Source organism: Hydrogenophaga sp. 5NK40-0174 (assembly GCF_040372165.1).
Taxonomy (GTDB): Bacteria; Pseudomonadota; Gammaproteobacteria; order Burkholderiales; family Burkholderiaceae_C; genus Hydrogenophaga.
The window spans coordinates 1,073,491-1,088,690 of record NZ_BAABWG010000001.1 but is presented as its reverse complement, the minus strand read 5'-3'; the positions used below and the strand labels follow the sequence as shown (position 1 = coordinate 1,088,690).

Annotated in this window: 16 protein-coding genes; 4 read left to right on the top strand and 12 right to left on the bottom strand. The window is 61.7% G+C overall.

Annotated features, from left to right (window positions below):
* Positions 1-49: 49 nt before the first annotated feature.
* From ABWV89_RS05030 to ABWV89_RS05020, 3 genes are all read left to right on the top strand, one after another.
* On the top strand, positions 50-880 hold the full coding sequence (locus ABWV89_RS05030) for a TraB/GumN family protein (protein WP_353394895.1): 831 nt from the start codon (positions 50-52) through the stop codon (positions 878-880).
* Positions 881-945: 65 nt separating this feature from the next.
* Positions 946-1,293 (top strand): TA system antitoxin ParD family protein, encoded by a 348-nt coding sequence (locus ABWV89_RS05025; RefSeq protein WP_353394893.1) that lies wholly within the window; start codon positions 946-948, stop codon positions 1,291-1,293.
* Entirely contained in the window at positions 1,290-1,931 is a 642-nt protein-coding gene (locus ABWV89_RS05020; RefSeq protein WP_353394891.1) for an ATPase, read from the top strand. The genes ABWV89_RS05025 and ABWV89_RS05020 overlap by 4 nt, the downstream gene beginning before the upstream one ends.
* A 16-nt stretch (positions 1,932-1,947) precedes the next feature.
* Here ABWV89_RS05020 and ABWV89_RS05015 read toward each other — a convergent pair whose 3' ends face one another.
* The gene (locus ABWV89_RS05015; protein ID WP_353394889.1) at positions 1,948-2,886 is read right to left on the bottom strand and encodes a CoA transferase; all 939 of its coding nucleotides are present in this window, start codon (positions 2,884-2,886) and stop codon (positions 1,948-1,950) included.
* Positions 2,887-2,980: 94 nt separating this feature from the next.
* Positions 2,981-4,165, bottom strand: coding sequence for a 4-hydroxybenzoate 3-monooxygenase (gene pobA / locus ABWV89_RS05010; RefSeq protein ID WP_353394884.1), 1,185 nt, complete (start codon positions 4,163-4,165; stop codon positions 2,981-2,983).
* A 216-nt stretch (positions 4,166-4,381) separates the two neighbouring features.
* Between pobA and ABWV89_RS05005 the strand changes: the two genes are divergently transcribed.
* Entirely contained in the window at positions 4,382-5,158 is a 777-nt protein-coding gene (locus ABWV89_RS05005; protein WP_353395177.1) for an IclR family transcriptional regulator domain-containing protein, read from the top strand.
* 36 nt (positions 5,159-5,194) lie between these two features.
* On the opposite strand, the gene ABWV89_RS05000 is transcribed toward ABWV89_RS05005, so the two are convergent.
* The 10 genes from ABWV89_RS05000 to ABWV89_RS04955 form a co-directional block, all read right to left on the bottom strand.
* Complete coding sequence (locus ABWV89_RS05000) at positions 5,195-5,911, bottom strand: ABC transporter ATP-binding protein (RefSeq protein ID WP_353394882.1); 717 nt, start codon at positions 5,909-5,911, stop codon at positions 5,195-5,197.
* Positions 5,908-6,678 (bottom strand): ABC transporter ATP-binding protein, encoded by a 771-nt coding sequence (locus ABWV89_RS04995; RefSeq protein WP_353394880.1) that lies wholly within the window; start codon positions 6,676-6,678, stop codon positions 5,908-5,910. The genes ABWV89_RS05000 and ABWV89_RS04995 overlap by 4 nt, the downstream gene beginning before the upstream one ends.
* Positions 6,675-7,712, bottom strand: a complete 1,038-nt coding sequence (locus ABWV89_RS04990) for a branched-chain amino acid ABC transporter permease (protein ID WP_353394878.1) — start codon at positions 7,710-7,712, stop codon at positions 6,675-6,677. Before ABWV89_RS04990 ends, ABWV89_RS04995 begins: the two co-directional genes overlap by 4 nt.
* 48 nt (positions 7,713-7,760) lie before the next feature.
* Positions 7,761-8,624, bottom strand: coding sequence for a branched-chain amino acid ABC transporter permease (locus ABWV89_RS04985; protein WP_353394876.1), 864 nt, complete (start codon positions 8,622-8,624; stop codon positions 7,761-7,763).
* Positions 8,625-8,721: 97 nt separating this feature from the next.
* Complete coding sequence (locus ABWV89_RS04980) at positions 8,722-9,909, bottom strand: ABC transporter substrate-binding protein (protein ID WP_353394874.1); 1,188 nt, start codon at positions 9,907-9,909, stop codon at positions 8,722-8,724.
* 282 nt (positions 9,910-10,191) lie between these two features.
* Positions 10,192-10,584, bottom strand: coding sequence for a RidA family protein (locus tag ABWV89_RS04975; protein ID WP_353394872.1), 393 nt, complete (start codon positions 10,582-10,584; stop codon positions 10,192-10,194).
* 83 nt (positions 10,585-10,667) lie between these two features.
* Positions 10,668-12,278, bottom strand: coding sequence for a benzoate-CoA ligase family protein (locus tag ABWV89_RS04970; protein ID WP_353394870.1), 1,611 nt, complete (start codon positions 12,276-12,278; stop codon positions 10,668-10,670).
* Positions 12,279-12,292: 14 nt separating this feature from the next.
* Complete coding sequence (locus ABWV89_RS04965; protein ID WP_353394868.1) at positions 12,293-13,459, bottom strand: acyl-CoA dehydrogenase family protein; 1,167 nt, start codon at positions 13,457-13,459, stop codon at positions 12,293-12,295.
* A gap of 24 nt (positions 13,460-13,483) precedes the next feature.
* Positions 13,484-14,350, bottom strand: a complete 867-nt coding sequence (locus ABWV89_RS04960; protein ID WP_353394866.1) for an enoyl-CoA hydratase family protein — start codon at positions 14,348-14,350, stop codon at positions 13,484-13,486.
* A gap of 60 nt (positions 14,351-14,410) precedes the next feature.
* On the bottom strand, positions 14,411-15,190 hold the full coding sequence (locus ABWV89_RS04955; protein ID WP_353394864.1) for an SDR family NAD(P)-dependent oxidoreductase: 780 nt from the start codon (positions 15,188-15,190) through the stop codon (positions 14,411-14,413).
* Positions 15,191-15,200: the final 10 nt, after the last annotated feature.

Below are 15,200 nucleotides of genomic sequence, written 5' to 3'. Positions count from 1 at the left end.
GTCAGCCTCGCCCAGTTGTCCGCCCAAGCCTGAACCACCGTCCCCGGCCATGTTCAGGGCCGCCGCTGAAACGGCGCAGGACCGAGGGTTTCTCTGGCGCTTTGGCCACAAAGGACGCGTGTCGTATTTGTACGGCACCTCGCACGCTGGCCGGGCCGAGTGGCTGGCACCTGGCCCCAAGCTGCGAAGCGCCCTGATGTCCGCGACGGCGATTGCGGTGGAAGTCGACATCAGCAACACCAAGGTGCAAAACGCGATGGCCAGCAGCATGGACAGCGCGCCTCGTGACCTGCCCGACGGTCTCAGGCAACGTGTGACTGCAGCATGGGAGGCCGAATGCCTGCCTGCACAGGCACTGGAGCGCGGTCCGACGGAAGTGCTTGTCGCGCAGCTGGAAGTGGCTCGCTTGGCGCGATCCGGTTTCCATGCCATGTACGGTTCGGAGTTCCTGTTGCTTTCAGTCGGCCATGCGCGCCAACTGCCCATTGTGTCGCTCGAAGACGTGGACACACAGGTGGCGGCATTGAGTGCGCCCGACAACGCGTCTGCCGTGAAGTTGATCGACAGTATGCTCAATGACATGGCTGACGATGAAAGCGGCGAGCGCGCCATGCGGCTCATCAACGCATGGGCGAACCGCGACCTCATGTCTTTGGAGGCATTCGAGACATGGTGTGAATGCCTGAATACCGAGCAGGAGCGCGAGCAGATGAAGCGTCTGCTGGATGACCGGAATCCTGGGCTTGCCGACGGGATTGCGGCCGCACATGAGCAAGGTCATTTGCTGTTTGCTGCCGTTGGGGCGCTCCACATGATCGGGCCCAAGGGCGTGCCGGCGTTGCTCAAGGCCAAGGGGTACGAGGTTCAGCGGGTGTTTTGATATGGTGGTGGTTTGGTTGCAAAAACTCACTTTATGGCGCAAAATGCGCCATAAAGGAGTCTGCTATGTCGAACCCGTCCGCCAACACCTTCTCCTCGGTCAAGCTTCCGTCCGGCTTGGTGCAACAAGCCCGTGAAGCAGCGCAACCCATGCGTCGGTCTGTGGCCGGCCAGATTGAGTATTGGGCCACGCTCGGTCGAATTGCCGAGGCCTCGGGCCTGACCGTTCAGGAAGCCCGAGACGCGATTGCGCGACATGACGCACAGCAATCTGCCGAAGTGGTCGATCCGCTGGATGCCATTGAGGCGCGGTTTCTGGAAGCTGAGTCCACAGGGCGCCTGGCCCAGGCGGTGCGGCAAACCGTCCAAGGCCGCCGCCGCAAGGTGCAGGAAGAGGGCGTCAGCGCGATTTGACTTCGCCCTCTACACCACCGATCTTCTTTTTGCTTGCTGGCCCCAACGGTGCCGGCAAATCCACGCTTTACGCTGCATCCGTCGCCGAAGGGCTTATTCCATCGGAGGCTGAATTCGTCAATGCAGACCTGTACGAGGCGGCGAACCTGCAGCACATGGTCGACCCAAGCGCTCGCTCCCAGGAGGCCCGCCGATGGGCAGACGAGCGAAGAGCCTGGCTGCTGAAAACAGGCGAGACGTTTGTGAGCGAGACGGTGTTCTCGCACCATTCGAAGCTGGACCTGATCGCCTCTGCACAAGCTGCAGGTTTCAAGGTTGTGCTGCTGGTCGTTTCCGTCAATGATCCGGCGCAACTGCCGGAGCGCGTCGCACAGCGGGTTCTGGAAGGCGGGCACCCCGTGCCGCCAGAGCGAGTGCTCTCACGCTACCCCAGAACCATGGCCAATTTGGCGCAAGCCGTGGCCATGGCTGACCTCGCGCTGCTCTACGACACATCGGGCAAGGGACGCCAAGGTGTTTCACCTCACCGCCTCGTGGCGCGCAGCCGCGCCGGCAAGGTGCAATCGGTGGTCAAACGCTTGCCTGCATGGACAAAAACCTTGATCGCCAACATGCCGGGTGGGCAATCAACGCATTGATGAGTGGTTGGTGGGTCTATCGACCCGGCGGCAGCGTGTGTACCGGCAGATCCGCCGCCTTGGCCAAGGCATCCACCTCACGCCGGCTCTTGCCAGCGAAAAACGATTCAAGGGCTTTGCGCGTGGCAGGCGATGTCATCTTGAGGTGGGCGCCCGCACGGAGGCCTGCCGCTTCGCACAGGCGCTGTGCAAAGTGGGGTTCCAAAGCCGCCACGGCCACACGCCCTTTGATGCAGGCATAGACCTGATAACCAGCGTGCGCACCGCCCACCACCCCCTTGGGTTGCGTCATGCCCCAACGGCGCGGCAAGCCCAGCCATTGGGCTGCCTCCGACAAGGCCACCTCCATTTCGCTGCCTTTGCCTGAGGATTGCCTGCGCAGCATGACCTGAAGCGCCGCTTCGCTGGCCAGCAAGCTGCCCGCCATGTCGGCATACAGGGTGGGCGGCAAAGCCAAAGAGGGCACCAGGCCGGCTTCTGCCATGTAGGTCAGGTCATGGCCGGCGAGGTCGGCCTCAGGGCCTGGGGCGCCCACCACACGTACCATGGACAAGCCGGGGTAGTCCTTGTGCAACTCCTTCCACCCGAGGCCAAGCCGCTTGAGTGCGGCAGGCCGAAACGAGGTGAGCAGGATGTCGGTTTTGGCGAGGGCCTTGTGCAGGGCGCGCTGCCCTTCAGGCGCCTTCAGATCCGCTGTCAGCACCTTGATGCCTTCATGGAGTTCACCATAGGCCTGCGTGTTGTAGTGGGCCATGGGGTCCCCCACACCTGGCGGCTCCAGCTTGGTGCAGTTCGCACCCATGGTCCTCAATCGCTGCAATGCCGCGGGGCCGGGGAGGTTCAAGGCCAGGCTCAACACCCGAACGCCTTTCAGCGCCTTGATGCCCAGGTTGGCTTCTGTGGCGGGCGCGATGGTGGTGGACGCTTTGATTGAAGACTGGGTTTGTCGGGTCATGGTGCGCAAAATGAAGAAAGGGCTGACCAGTCTTGGTCAGCCCTTCACTTTAGTGTGGTCACACGGATTTGTCAGTCCGGTGTGCGCCCATGCGTCACTGCCCGAAGTCGAGCGGCAGACCCACGTAGTTTTCCGCAATCGTCTTCTGGCCGGATTCGGAGTTGAGCAGGTAGTCGATTTCAGCACGCTGGAACTTGCTCACGATCTCGCCGTCGTCCGGAAACTTGTGCATGAGCTGGGTAAACCACCAGGAGAAGCGCTCGGCACGCCAGATGCGTTTGAGGGCAATTTCCGAATACCGGTCAATGCCTGCTTCGGACTTCTCTTCGTAGAACTCCTTGAGTGCGTTGTGCAGGTACTTCACATCGGTGGCCGCGAGGTTGAGACCTTTGGCGCCTGTGGGTGGCACGATGTGGCCAGCGTCGCCTGCCAGGAACATGCGGCCGAAGCGCAGGGGTTCGGTCACAAAGCTGCGCAGGGGGGCGATGCTCTTCTCGATGCTGGGGCCGGTCACGAGTTGCTCATTGGCTTCGTCGTCCAGTCGCAGGCGCAGTTCGTTCCAGAAGGCGTCGTCGCTCCACTCCTCAACCTTGTCGGTCAACGGAACCTGCACGTAGTAGCGGCTGCGGGTCAGGCTGCGCTGGGAGCACAAGGCGAAGCCGCGCGGGCTGTTGGCGTAAATCAGCTCATGGTGCACGGGCGGTGTGTCGGAGAGCATGCCCAGCCAGCCGAAGGGGTAGACCTTCTCGTACTCTTTGATGGCACTGCGTGGCGCGCTCTTGCGGCACACGCCGTGGAAGCCGTCGCAACCCGCAATGAAATCGCACTCGATGGTATGCGTCTGTCCATCCTTCTCGTAGGTGACGCGTGGTTTGTCGGTGTCGAAGTCGTGCACTTGCACGTTGTCCGCGCTGTACACCGTGGGCAGGCCTTGCGCTTCGCGGGCTTCCATCAGATCGCGCGTCAGCTCGGTTTGGCCATACACCATGACGTTCTGGCCGCCGGTGAGCTTGTTCATGTCAATGCGATGACGCTGCCCGTCAACCAGCAGATCAAAGCCGCCGTGGATCAGGCCTTCTTCATGCATGCGTTTGCCCACGCCGGCTTCGTCCATGAGGTCGATGCAGACTTGCTCCAGAACGCCAGCGCGAATGCGGGAGAGGACGTAGTCGCCGGTCTGGCGTTCGAGAATGATGGCGTCAATGCCTGACTTGTGGAGCAGCTGGCCGAGCAGCAGGCCGGATGGGCCTGCTCCGATGATGGCGACTTGGGTACGCATGGTGAGGTGTCTTGAAGAGTTTCAGTGCTGAAAGCCGGCAGGAGTGAAGTGACTCCTCGAAGGCTTTTGATGTTGGACTGAGCGTAAATTGCCACCCGAGCAGTGCCTACCCGGGATTCACGGCCTTGCGCGATAATCAGATGCACTGCGCGATAATCGCGCATCGATTGTGATGCGGTGCAGCACAACGCCAACCATTTCATCCACACGAAACCCATGACGGACAAGGGCATTGCCAAAGCAGACTTCATTGCAGGGATGGCCAAAGGTATGGCCGTGCTGGAGTCCTTCGATACCGAGCGCCAACGCCTCAATGCCACCCAGGCGGCCGAGCGCGCGGGCCTGACGCGCGCAGCGGCCAGGCGGCATCTGCTGACACTGGCGCATCTTGGCTACCTGGATACTGATGGCAGCCACTATTGGCTGTCGGCCAAGGTGTTGCGCTTTTCGGGCAGTTACCTCTCGTCGGCACGCCTGCCTCGCTTGCTGCAGCCCACGCTCAATCGCCTCGCGGTCCAAACGCGCGAATCCTTCTCAGCCGTTGTGCTGGACGCCGACGAGGTTGTCATCGTGGCGCGCAGTGCGTCGGTAGGTGGTCAGCGATTCCTGGCACATGGTTTGCATCTGGGCGCGCGCCTGCCGGCCCATGCCACGTCGACCGGGCGGGTGCTGCTGGCCGCCAAAACACGGCAAGAGCTTCGGGAGTGGATGAGAGGCAGGGAGCTGCGGCGGCTCACCGCGCAAACCACTGTAGAGGCAAAGCGTTTTTCAGCCGCGTTGGACCAGGTGCGCAAGGATGATTTCGCTTTGGCCAGCGAAGAGCACGAACTGGGCGTCACGGCGCTGGCTGTGCCATTGCGGGACATGCGTGGCCATACCGTGGCGGCGCTGAATGTGGTGGTGGCCGCCGACCGGCTCAGCGCTTCGGACTTGCTGCAAGACCATCTGCCGCTGCTGCTGGATGCGGCAAGAGAGCTGAGGCCTTTGCTGTAGAAACGGTGGAGGAATCGGAGTCGAAAGCCAAGCCTTTCAGAGGCTCAGATGGGTTGCCAGCAGATCGGGCTCTGCGAGCAGCTTTGCGGTTTCGCCTTCGAACACCACCTCGCCTTTGACCAGAATCACGTTGCGGTCGGTGATCTGGGTCACATGCTTCCAGTTCTTGTCCACGATGACGCTGCTGATGCCGGTCTCTCGGATCAGGCCGCAGATGCGCCAGATGTCCTTGGCAATCAGTGGCGCCAGCCCTTCAGTGGCTTCATCCAGGATGAGCAGATCAGGGTTGGTCATGAGCGCGCGGCCAATGGTCAGCATTTGCTGCTCGCCTCCACTGAGCTGCTGCCCTCCGTGGTTGATGCGCTCACCCAGGCGAGGGAAGGTCTCCATGACGCGCTCGAACGTCCATTCGCGCTGGCCTTCGGTGCCCGGGCGCGCGGCCATGATCAGGTTCTCCCGCACGCTCAGGTTGCCAAAGATGCCGCGGCCTTCTGGCACGTAAGCAATGCCCAGGCGCGCCACATCGTACGGGCTGCGGCCCGTCATGTTCTGGCCCTTGATCTGGACTGTGCCATTCGTCGGTTTGACGATGCCCATGATGGACTTGAGCAAGGTCGATTTGCCCATGCCATTGCGGCCCATGAGGCCGATGGTCTCGCCTTTGGCGACACGAAAATCCACGCCGCGCAAGATGTGGCTTGCGCCGTAGTGGGTGTGAAGGCCCGAGACGTCCAGCAGGTTTGCGTTGCTCATGCTTCTGCCTCCTCGCCCAGGTATGCGGCCTGAACGCCGGCATCGTTTCGGACTTCTTCAGGTGTTCCTGCTGCGATGACCTGGCCATTGACCATCACGGTCAGGTTGTCGGCCAGCGCAAAAACCGCTTCCATGTCGTGTTCCACCAGCATCATCGCGTGCTCCGCCTTCAGCGCCAGCAGCAGCTCGACCATGCGCTCGGCCTCGGCCTGACCCATGCCCGCCAAGGGCTCGTCCAGCAACAACACGGTGGGTTCGGTGGCCAAAGTCATGGCGATCTCGAGTTGGCGCTGCTCGCCATGGCTGATAGTTGCTGCCACCTGGTGCCTGCGGTGCTCCAGCCGCGCCAACTGCAAAGCTTTTTCGCAGCGCGCCTGAACGCGGGCATTGCGATCGGCACGGGTCAGCCAGTGCAGCGGATTGAAAGGCAGGTGTTGCTCCTTGGCCTGTGCCGCCAGACGAATGTTGTCCCACACGGTCAAGGGCAGGAAGATGTTGGTCTTCTGGTAGCTGCGGCCCAAGCCCAGCCGGGCAATCGACTCAGGGCTGTGGCCACCGATGATGTTGCCATTGAGTGTGATACGCCCTTCGGTGGGTGGCAAATCGCCCGAGAGCAGGTTGGTGAGCGTGGATTTGCCAGCCCCGTTGGGGCCGATCACCGCCGTGATCTGGTCTCGGTACAAATCGACATCAACGTTGTTGACGGCCGCCAGACCGCCAAATCGCTTCACCAGACCTTTGGCTTGCAGAACAGGAATGCCCTTCATGATGCAGCCTCCTGGTCATTGCTCTCAGACGCCGAGTCTTGTTGGCCCTTTGTGCTGGCTTTGTTGCCTCCCAGGAATTTGCTCAGAAGTCCAAGCAAACCCTGCGGCGCAACGATCACCACGAGCACAATGAAAACACCCATGACAAGCTGCCAGTGCTTGGTCATGTCTTTGAACAGATGGATCAGGTATTCGAATGCAAAGGCGCCGATGATGGCGCCGGCAAAATTGCCCATGCCGCCCAGGATGAGCATCATCACGGCGTGGGCGCTCATGTGAAAACCCATCAGCTCAGGGTTGACGTAGCCGGTTTGAGCCGCCCACAAGTAGCCAGCCAGGCCGGCCAGCATGCCCGAGAGGCCAAAGGCCGTCAGCTTGTAGCTGTAGGTGCCATAGCCCACGGCACGCATGCGGTGCTCGTTGATGCGAATGCCGCCCAATGCACGGCCGAATGGCGAGAACAGCAGGCGTCGCAGCAGTGCGTAAACCACCAGCATGCAGGCCAGGGTGAAAAAGTAGAAGTGCAGCTTGTTTTCCAGATCAAACCCCAGCATCGTCGCGTCTGGCCGGAAGTACACGTAAAGGCCGTCCGAGCCACCGAGGTCTTTGTTGTCGTGGAAAAGGTAGAACACCATCTGGGCAAAGGCCATCGTCACCATGATGAAGTAGATGCCTTTGGTCCTGACCACGAGTGCGCCAATGACGACGGCCGCTGCGCCCGATGCCAGCATGGCCAGGGGCAGGCTGGTCAGCAGGCTGGCCGGCGTGTCGTTTGGTGTGCTGAAAGCCAGCGCATACCCGGCCAGGCCGAAGAAAGCCGCATGGCCGAGTGAGACCAGGCCGGTGACGCCCTGAAGCAGGTCCAGGCTCATGGCGAAGATGGCGACGATCATCATCTGCGTGACGAGCTGGACATAGAAGTCCATGCTGTCGCCTGGAATGAAAGGGAACACAAGCAAGGCCGCAGCACCAAGGGCAAGAATGGCCTTGACGGCGGCAGGAAAGTGTTCCAACTGTGAGCGAGGATGACTCATGGGCGAGGTTTCGGTGGACTGGCCATGGCCGACCCCGAGGAAAGAAACTTATTGCTTGAACAGGCCTTCAGGGCGGAACAGCAGAACCGCTGCCATCAGAATGTAGACCGCCATACCGGCTACTTGTGGTGCCAGCACCTTGCCAAAGGTGTCGACCAGGCCAACAAGCAAGGCAGCTACCAGTGCGCCTCGCACCGATCCGATGCCACCTATGACGACCACCACAAAACACATGATGAGTACCGAGCCGCCCATGCCGGGATAGACGCTGGACAAGGGGGATGCCACCATGCCGGCCAGTGCCGCCAACCCGACGCCCATGGCGAAGACCAGTGCATGAATGCGCTTGACATTGATGCCCAGTGCCTCGGTCATTTCGTGGTTGAAGGCGCCGGCACGGATCTTCATGCCCAGGCGGGTTTTGGTGATGAGCAGATACAGCGCAATGGCCAGGACGATGCAGACGCCACAGACCACCAGACGGTAGACCGGGTAGGAGAGGGTGTCAGTCAGGGCAATGGCACCGTTGAGGGATTCGGGAATGGCGACAGAATGAACGTCGTCGCCCCACAGAATCGAGCGCGTCTCTTCAAAGATGTAGATCAGACCGAAGGTCATCAGCACCTGGTCGAGGTGGTCTCGGTGGTAGAAATGCCGGAACAGCAGCACCTCCAGCAGCCAGCCCATGGCCACTGTGAGCAATGTGCCCACAACCAAAGCCAGTGCCAGGTTGCCCAGATGGGACGAGAGTGACCAGGCCAGATAGGCGCCCAGCATGTAGAAGCTGCCATGTGCAAGGTTGACCACGCCCATGATGCCGAAGATCAGCGTCAGGCCGGCCGCCAGCATGAAGAGCAGCAGTCCATACTGGACACTGTTGAGCAACTGAATCAGGAAGGTAGCGAAATCCATTGATTCGGGTCAGGAAGAACCAGGACGCAAACTACCGCCTGGCGGCGGCCTGAGGGGCTGCCTCCAGTGCGGTGTCATCGGGACAAGCGAGGCTAGATCAGCCCAGGCGGCAGCCTTTGCCGGAGTCCTCGACAGCCTTGCCGGCCACGCCCAGGACCTTGTTCTCCTTGCCAACAACTTCACGCAGGTACATGTCCTGAATCGGGTTGTGGGCCTTGCTCATCGTCCACATGCCTCGGGGACTGTCGATCGAGGCTCCGTCCATGGCACCGTAGAGTGCCTTCTTGTTCGACAGGTCGCCTTTGACAGCGTTGGCGCCCTTGATGAGCAACTGGCCAGCGTCGTAGCCTTGAACCGCGTATACATCGGGCTGCGTCTTGAACGCTTTGGCGAAGTCCAGACGGAACTGCTTGTTGCGAGGAATGTCCAGCGCGTCGCTGTAGTGCATGGTGGTCAGCACGCCTTGCGCAGCATCTCCCGCTGCGTCCAGCACACCCTCGGTCAGGAAGCCGGAGCCGTAAAGCTGGATGCTCTTGTCCAGCCCGGCGGCTTTGAAATCCTTGAGGAACTTCACCGCACCGCCGCCGGCAAAGAAGCAGGCCACAGCGTCGGGCTTGAGCGCGGCGATTTCGGTGAGCATGGCCTGGAACTCGACGTTGGGGAAAGGTACACCCAGCTTCTTGATGATGGTGCCACCGGCAGCTGTATAACCGGCTTCGAAGCCTTCCATGGCCTCTTCACCAGCGGCGTAGTTCCATGTGATCCAGACGGCCTTCTTGTGGCCGCGCTCCACCATGGCCTTGCCCAGGGCGAGCGTTGGCTGGGAATTTGTGAAAGACGTGCGGTAGACATTGGGGGCGCAAAGCGCACGGGTAGCGGCATGAACGCCTGCGTTGGGGATGATGTTGAGCACACCAGAGTCACGGGCCACTTTGTGGATGCCCATTTGTACGCCGGAGTGAACCGTGCCAATCACAACATCAACCTTGTCACGCTGAACCAGCTTGTTGGCGTTTTCCACGCCTTTGGCCGGGTTGGATTCGTCGTCCACCTTGTAGAACTCAATCTCTCGGCCGCCAAGCTTGCCGCCTTGCTCATTCAACGCCAGCATGAAGCCGTTTTCAATGGCCACGCCCAGTTTGGCAAATGTGCCCGTGTAGGGGAGCATGAATCCAACGCGCAGCTTGTCGGACTGTGCCCGCACAAGCTGCGGTAGCAACAGCCCTGAAGAAGTTGCGCCCCAGAGAGCTGCGCTGCGGGCAATGAGTTGGCGGCGGGTAGTCATGGATCAGGTCTCCTGTCTTTCTTGCGGTCGTGAGGAAAGCGTCATTTCCCGTGGATCGGGGTGATTTCAGCGGATTTGGGCTTGTGTGAAAGGTTCAATAGCGTTGAATGTTGGTTGCACTATAGTGCATGTATTCGGCGTTAGAACAGGGGAAAACCCTTTGAATGAGAACTTGTGTTCATATGGGTGACAGTTCTCTGGTTGGATGGCAAAAGCTCGAATCAAGGGGGTCTTTGTTCATGTCTCGGGTCAAGCCCTATGGCTCTGTCCTTGGTCGCGCGGTCAATCCGGGATGACGGCAGTGACCTCGATCTCCACCTTGGCCCGGTCTTCGATCAGAGCACTGACTTCAACGGCCGTCATGGCGGCGGTGAAGCACCCGATCAGCTCTTTGAAGGCAGCACCGATGGCCCGGGATGCCTCCAGGTATTCCTTCTTGCTGGTGACGTACCAGGTCATGCGCACGATGTGTTCGGGACGGGCCCCGGCCTCTTTGAGGACAGCAACGACGTTCTCCAGCGCTTGCCGGGTCTGGTCTGCCATGTCGTCGCTATGGAAGACGCCTTGTGCGTCCCAGCCCACCATACCGGCCACGTAGACCTGTTGGCCGCGGGCGGCAACGCCATTGGCATAACCGCGTGGGCGAGGCCAGCCGGGGGGAAGCAGAACTTGCATGAGGTGTCTCCGGTACAGGAATAGGTAAAGGGTTAAACGTATGGGTACAGCGATAGCGATAGTGGCCGGGTGAGCGGCTATCGTCAGGCCGCGTCGTGCAACTTGAACCGCTGCAACTTGCCTGTCTGGGTGCGCGGCAGGCGATCGATGAACTGCACGGCGCGGGGATACTTGTAAGGAGCGACTTCCTGCTTCACATGGTCCTGAAGCGTCTTGACCATGGTGGCGTCGCCTGTCTGGCCCGGCCTCAACACCACAAATGCCTTGACGATCTGGCCGCGTTCTTCGTCTGGCACGCCGATCACCGCGCATTCGGCAACGGCAGGGTGGCCCATCAACGCGTCTTCCACTTCTGGCGCGGCGATGTTGTAGCCGGCCGAAATGATCATGTCGTCGGTTCGGGCCTGGTAGAAGAAGTACCCGTCATCGTCCATCAGGTAGGTATCGCCCGTGATGTTCCAGCCGTCCTTCACATAATTTTTCTGACGCTCGTCGTTCAGGTAGCGGCAGCCGGTCGGCCCCTGCACCGCCAGCTTGCCCACGGTGCCCGGGGGCACTTCCTGGCCGGCATCATCGACCACCTTGGCCCGGTAGCCGGGAACCGGTTTGCCCGTGGCGCCGGGCCGGGCGCTGGCCTCGTCGTGCGAGATGAAGATGTGCAGCATTTCGGTGGCCCCGATGCCATCGATCAGCTCGATACCAGTGGCTTCCTTCCACAGGGCCCGCGTCGATGCCGGCAGGGCTTCGCCAGCCGACACGCATTTGCGCAGCGGGGTGCGGCGAAGTTCCACGTTGCGTGCCGCCAGCGTGCGATACGAGGTTGGTGCCGTGAAGAGCACGGTGGCGCCAAATGCCTCGATCCCTTCCAGCAGTTGGGGTGGGCTGGCCTTTTCCAGCAGCACCGTCGATGCCCCCACCGCCATCGGAAAGAGCAGCAATCCGCCCAGACCAAAGGTGAAGGCCAGCGGGGGGCTGCCGATGAACACGTCGTCAGGCTCGGGGCGAAGCATGTGTGGCGGCCAGCATTGGCAGATGGCCATGACGTCGCGGTGGAAATGCATCGTGGCCTTGGGCACGCCAGTGGTGCCCGAGGTGAAACCCAGCAGGCAGGTGTCGTCGGCAGCGGTGTCGACATTGTGAAACTCGGCAGATACCCGAGCCATGGCGGCTTCCAGCCCATCGGGGCCTGCACCATTGAAATGGCGGACTTGCCGAAGCCCTGGGGTGTCGGGCAGGGTCAGACGCAGCTCTTCTTCCAGCGAGGCATCGCACAGGGCGTGGGTCGCCTGGCTGATTTCCACAATGGCCTTGAGCTCCTTGGCCCGAAGCAAGGGCATCGTGGCCACGGCAACGCCGCCAGCCTTCATCACCGCAAACCAGCAAGCCGCGAGCATCGGGTTGTTGGGTGCACGCAGCAAGACGCGCTGACCAGGCACCAGCCCCATCTCTACTACCAGCACATTGGCGATGCGGTTCGCCTTCTCCTGCAAGTCGGCATACGTCCATCTCAAGCCCGGGGCGCGAATGCACAGACGATCGCCACGGCCTTCTGCAACATGGCGGTCCAGCAGCTCCGTTGCGCAGTTCAGTTGGTCGGGAAACTGCAGGCCCGGGAAATCAAACCGGTACTCGGGCTGGTCTTCCCGCGGTGGCAGGTTGTCGCGAGTGAAGGTGTCAACGTGGGCAGTGGGCATGGGCTGGCTCCAGGTCAGACGAGGGGGGTCTTCAACAAGTCGCGGCCGATGATGAGTTGCTGCACCTCGGTCGCGCCTTCGTAGATGCGCAGCGCCCGGATTTCGCGGTACAGGCGCTCCACCGGCATTTCACTCACCACGCCCAAGCCGCCCCAGATCTGAACGGCCGCATCAATGACTTGCTGGGCGCTTTCGGTGGCGGTCATCTTGGCCATGGCGGCCTCACGGGTCACGTTCTTGCCCTGGTCGCGCAGCCAGGCTGCCCGGTAGGTGAGCAGGGCCGCGCTGTCGATGGCGGTGGCCATCTGGGCGAGCTTGGCCTGGGTGAGCTGGAAGTCGGCCAGCACACCGTTGAACATCTTGCGGGAAGCTGCTCGCTTCAAGGCTTCGTCCAGGGCGAGGCGGGCGAAGCCGAGCGACGCGGCGGCCACCGAAGTGCGGAACACGTCGAGGGTGCGCATGGCGACCTTGAAGCCTTCGCCCGCGGCACCCACCCGCTGGTTGGCCGGAATGCGGCAGTTGTCGAAGCGCAGGCGCGCCAGCGGATGCGGTGCGATCACCTCGATGCGTTCGGCGATGGAAAAGCCGGGGGTGCCGGCGTCCACGATGAACGCCGAGATGCCACGCGCTCCCGGGGCTTCGCCGGTTCTTGCGAACACCACATAGAAGTCAGCGATGCCACCGTTGGAGATCCAGGTCTTTTCGCCATTGAGGATGTAGTCGCTCCCATCGACCTCGGCCGAACAGGCCATGGCGGCGACATCCGAGCCTGCATCGGGCTCAGACAGTGCGAACGCCGCGATGGCCTCACCGTTGGCAACACGGGTGAGGTAGCGGTTGCGCTGTTCGGGCGTGCCGTGCAGCGAAATGGCACCCGAACCGAGGCCCTGCATGGCAAAGGCAAAGTCGGCGAGCCCACTGTGGCGTGCGAGCGTCTCGCGAATCAGGCAGATAGCGCGCGTGTCGATGACATCGCTTGCGCCACCGGCATCCTTGCCGGCGATGGCATGGCGCAGCCAGCCGGCTTTGCCAAGAGCAGTGACCAGGGCCTTGCATTCAGCATCGACGTCGTGACTGTGCGATGGAGAAATGTGGTCCTTCGCCCAGGCATCCAGCTGCCTTGCGAGCTCGCCATGGTGTGACTCGAAAAAGGGCCAGTCGAGGTAGGAGGTGTCGCTCATGGAGATGTGTTGTGGTCGCTGGAATCAGTTGCCCTGAAACACGGGCCTTTGCTTGGCCACAAAGGCTTCATAGGCACGGTTGAAGTCTTCGGTCAACATGCAGATCGCCTGTGCCTGGGCTTCGGCCTCGATGGCCTGCTCGATGGTCATGGCCCATTCCTGATGCAGCATCGTCTTGGTGACGCCGTTGGCGAAGGTGGGACCAGCCGCCAGGTCGGACGCCATCGACTGGGCATCGGCCAGCAACGTTTCGGGCGCGCACAGGCGGTTGAAGAATCCCCAGCGCTCGCCTTCTTCACCGCCCAGCGATCGACCGCTGAACAGCAGCTCGCTGGCTCGGCCCTGGCCGATGATGCGGGGCAAGATCGCGCAAGCACCCATGTCGCAGCCGGCCAGGCCGACGCGGTTGAACAGAAAGGCCGTCTTGCTGCGTGCGGTTCCGAAGCGAATGTCGGACGACATGGCCATGATGGCGCCGGCACCGGCACAAACGCCATCGATGGCAGCCACGATGGGTTGCGGGCACCCGCGCATGTTCTTCACCAGCTCGCCCGTCATGCGGGTGAACATCAGCAGCTCTGGCGCCTTGAGCTTGACCAGCGGGCCGATGATTTCATGCACGTCGCCGCCTGAACAGAAGTTGTCGCCTGCGCCCGTGATGACGATGGCCTTGACGTCATCGGCCCACTTGAGCGCATGGAAGAAATCGCGCAGTTCGGCGTAGCTGTCGAAGGTGAGGGGGTTCTTGCGCTCGGGCCGGTTCAGCGTGATGGTGCCAACCTGGTTGCTCACTTCCCACTGGAAGTGCCTGGCCTGGTAGCTTGCGAGAAGCTTGCGGTTTCCAGCCAGCAGGGAAGGGTCGACCATGTTGGCGTTGGTGTCGTTGTTCATGAGGCTGTTGTGTATTCGTATGGCTGAAATGGAGAATGTCGAACGAGAGAGATGGAGGGACTACATGACTTCGCCGCCGGCCACCGAAATGGCCTGACCATTCACGGCGCCGGCATGGGGGCCACACAGCCAGGACACGGCGTCGGCCACCTCGTCGGGCTGGACCAGCCGCGCCTGGGGGTTGGACTTGACCAGTTCGGCGCGCGCTTCGGCTTCCGTGCGACCGGTCTTGGCGACGATGTTGGCGATGCTGGTGGCCACGATGTCGGTTTCGGTGTAGCCAGGGCAAACCGCATTGAAGGTGATGCCTTTGCGTGCAAATTCGAGCGCCAGGGAGCGCGTCAGGCCGATGACCCCATGCTTGGCGGCGCAGTAGGCCGATACATAGGCGTAGCCGGTCTGGCCGGCGGTGCTCGCGACATTGACGACGCGCCCCCATCCGGCATTCAGCATGTCGGGCAGGGCAGCCTGCGTGCAGAGCATGGTGCCGGTGAGGTTCACTGCCAGCATCTGATCCCACAGCGTCTGCTCCGTTTTCATGAACGGTGCGCTGGCCGCTTGCCCGGCGTTGTTCACCAGAATGTGGATGGGGCCGAAACGCTCGCGCGCCAACTCAAATGCCTGGGCGACCTGTGCGGCGTCCGTCACGTCGGCGGCCACTGCCTGCATCCGGTCGGGGTGTTGCCGGGCTATCGCCTGCACCACGTCGAGCCGGCGGCCCAGAACGGTGACCGTGCATCCCTGTTCGACCAGACGACGCGCGATGGCTGCCCCAATACCCTGGCCACCACCGGTGACCAGTGCGTGTCGAACCCAAGATGCAGTAGAAGAGGTCGTCACGTCAGGTGTC

Excerpts from the sequence above, each read along its gene's own strand:
- ABWV89_RS05030 (WP_353394895.1), top strand. The coding sequence starts at position 50 with ATGTTCAGGGCCGCCGCTGAAACGGCGCAGGACCGAGGGTTTCTCTGG.
- ABWV89_RS05025 (WP_353394893.1), top strand. The coding sequence starts at position 946 with ATGTCGAACCCGTCCGCCAACACCTTCTCCTCGGTCAAGCTTCCGTCC.
- ABWV89_RS05015 (WP_353394889.1), bottom strand. The coding sequence starts at position 2,886 with ATGACCCGACAAACCCAGTCTTCAATCAAAGCGTCCACCACCATCGCG.
- pobA (WP_353394884.1), bottom strand. The coding sequence starts at position 4,165 with ATGCGTACCCAAGTCGCCATCATCGGAGCAGGCCCATCCGGCCTGCTG.
- ABWV89_RS05005 (WP_353395177.1), top strand. The coding sequence starts at position 4,382 with ATGACGGACAAGGGCATTGCCAAAGCAGACTTCATTGCAGGGATGGCC.
- ABWV89_RS05000 (WP_353394882.1), bottom strand. The coding sequence starts at position 5,911 with ATGAGCAACGCAAACCTGCTGGACGTCTCGGGCCTTCACACCCACTAC.
- ABWV89_RS04995 (WP_353394880.1), bottom strand. The coding sequence starts at position 6,678 with ATGAAGGGCATTCCTGTTCTGCAAGCCAAAGGTCTGGTGAAGCGATTT.
- ABWV89_RS04990 (WP_353394878.1), bottom strand. The coding sequence starts at position 7,712 with ATGAGTCATCCTCGCTCACAGTTGGAACACTTTCCTGCCGCCGTCAAG.
- ABWV89_RS04985 (WP_353394876.1), bottom strand. The coding sequence starts at position 8,624 with ATGGATTTCGCTACCTTCCTGATTCAGTTGCTCAACAGTGTCCAGTAT.
- ABWV89_RS04980 (WP_353394874.1), bottom strand. The coding sequence starts at position 9,909 with ATGACTACCCGCCGCCAACTCATTGCCCGCAGCGCAGCTCTCTGGGGC.
- ABWV89_RS04975 (WP_353394872.1), bottom strand. The coding sequence starts at position 10,584 with ATGCAAGTTCTGCTTCCCCCCGGCTGGCCTCGCCCACGCGGTTATGCC.
- ABWV89_RS04970 (WP_353394870.1), bottom strand. The coding sequence starts at position 12,278 with ATGCCCACTGCCCACGTTGACACCTTCACTCGCGACAACCTGCCACCG.
- ABWV89_RS04965 (WP_353394868.1), bottom strand. The coding sequence starts at position 13,459 with ATGAGCGACACCTCCTACCTCGACTGGCCCTTTTTCGAGTCACACCAT.
- ABWV89_RS04960 (WP_353394866.1), bottom strand. The coding sequence starts at position 14,350 with ATGAACAACGACACCAACGCCAACATGGTCGACCCTTCCCTGCTGGCT.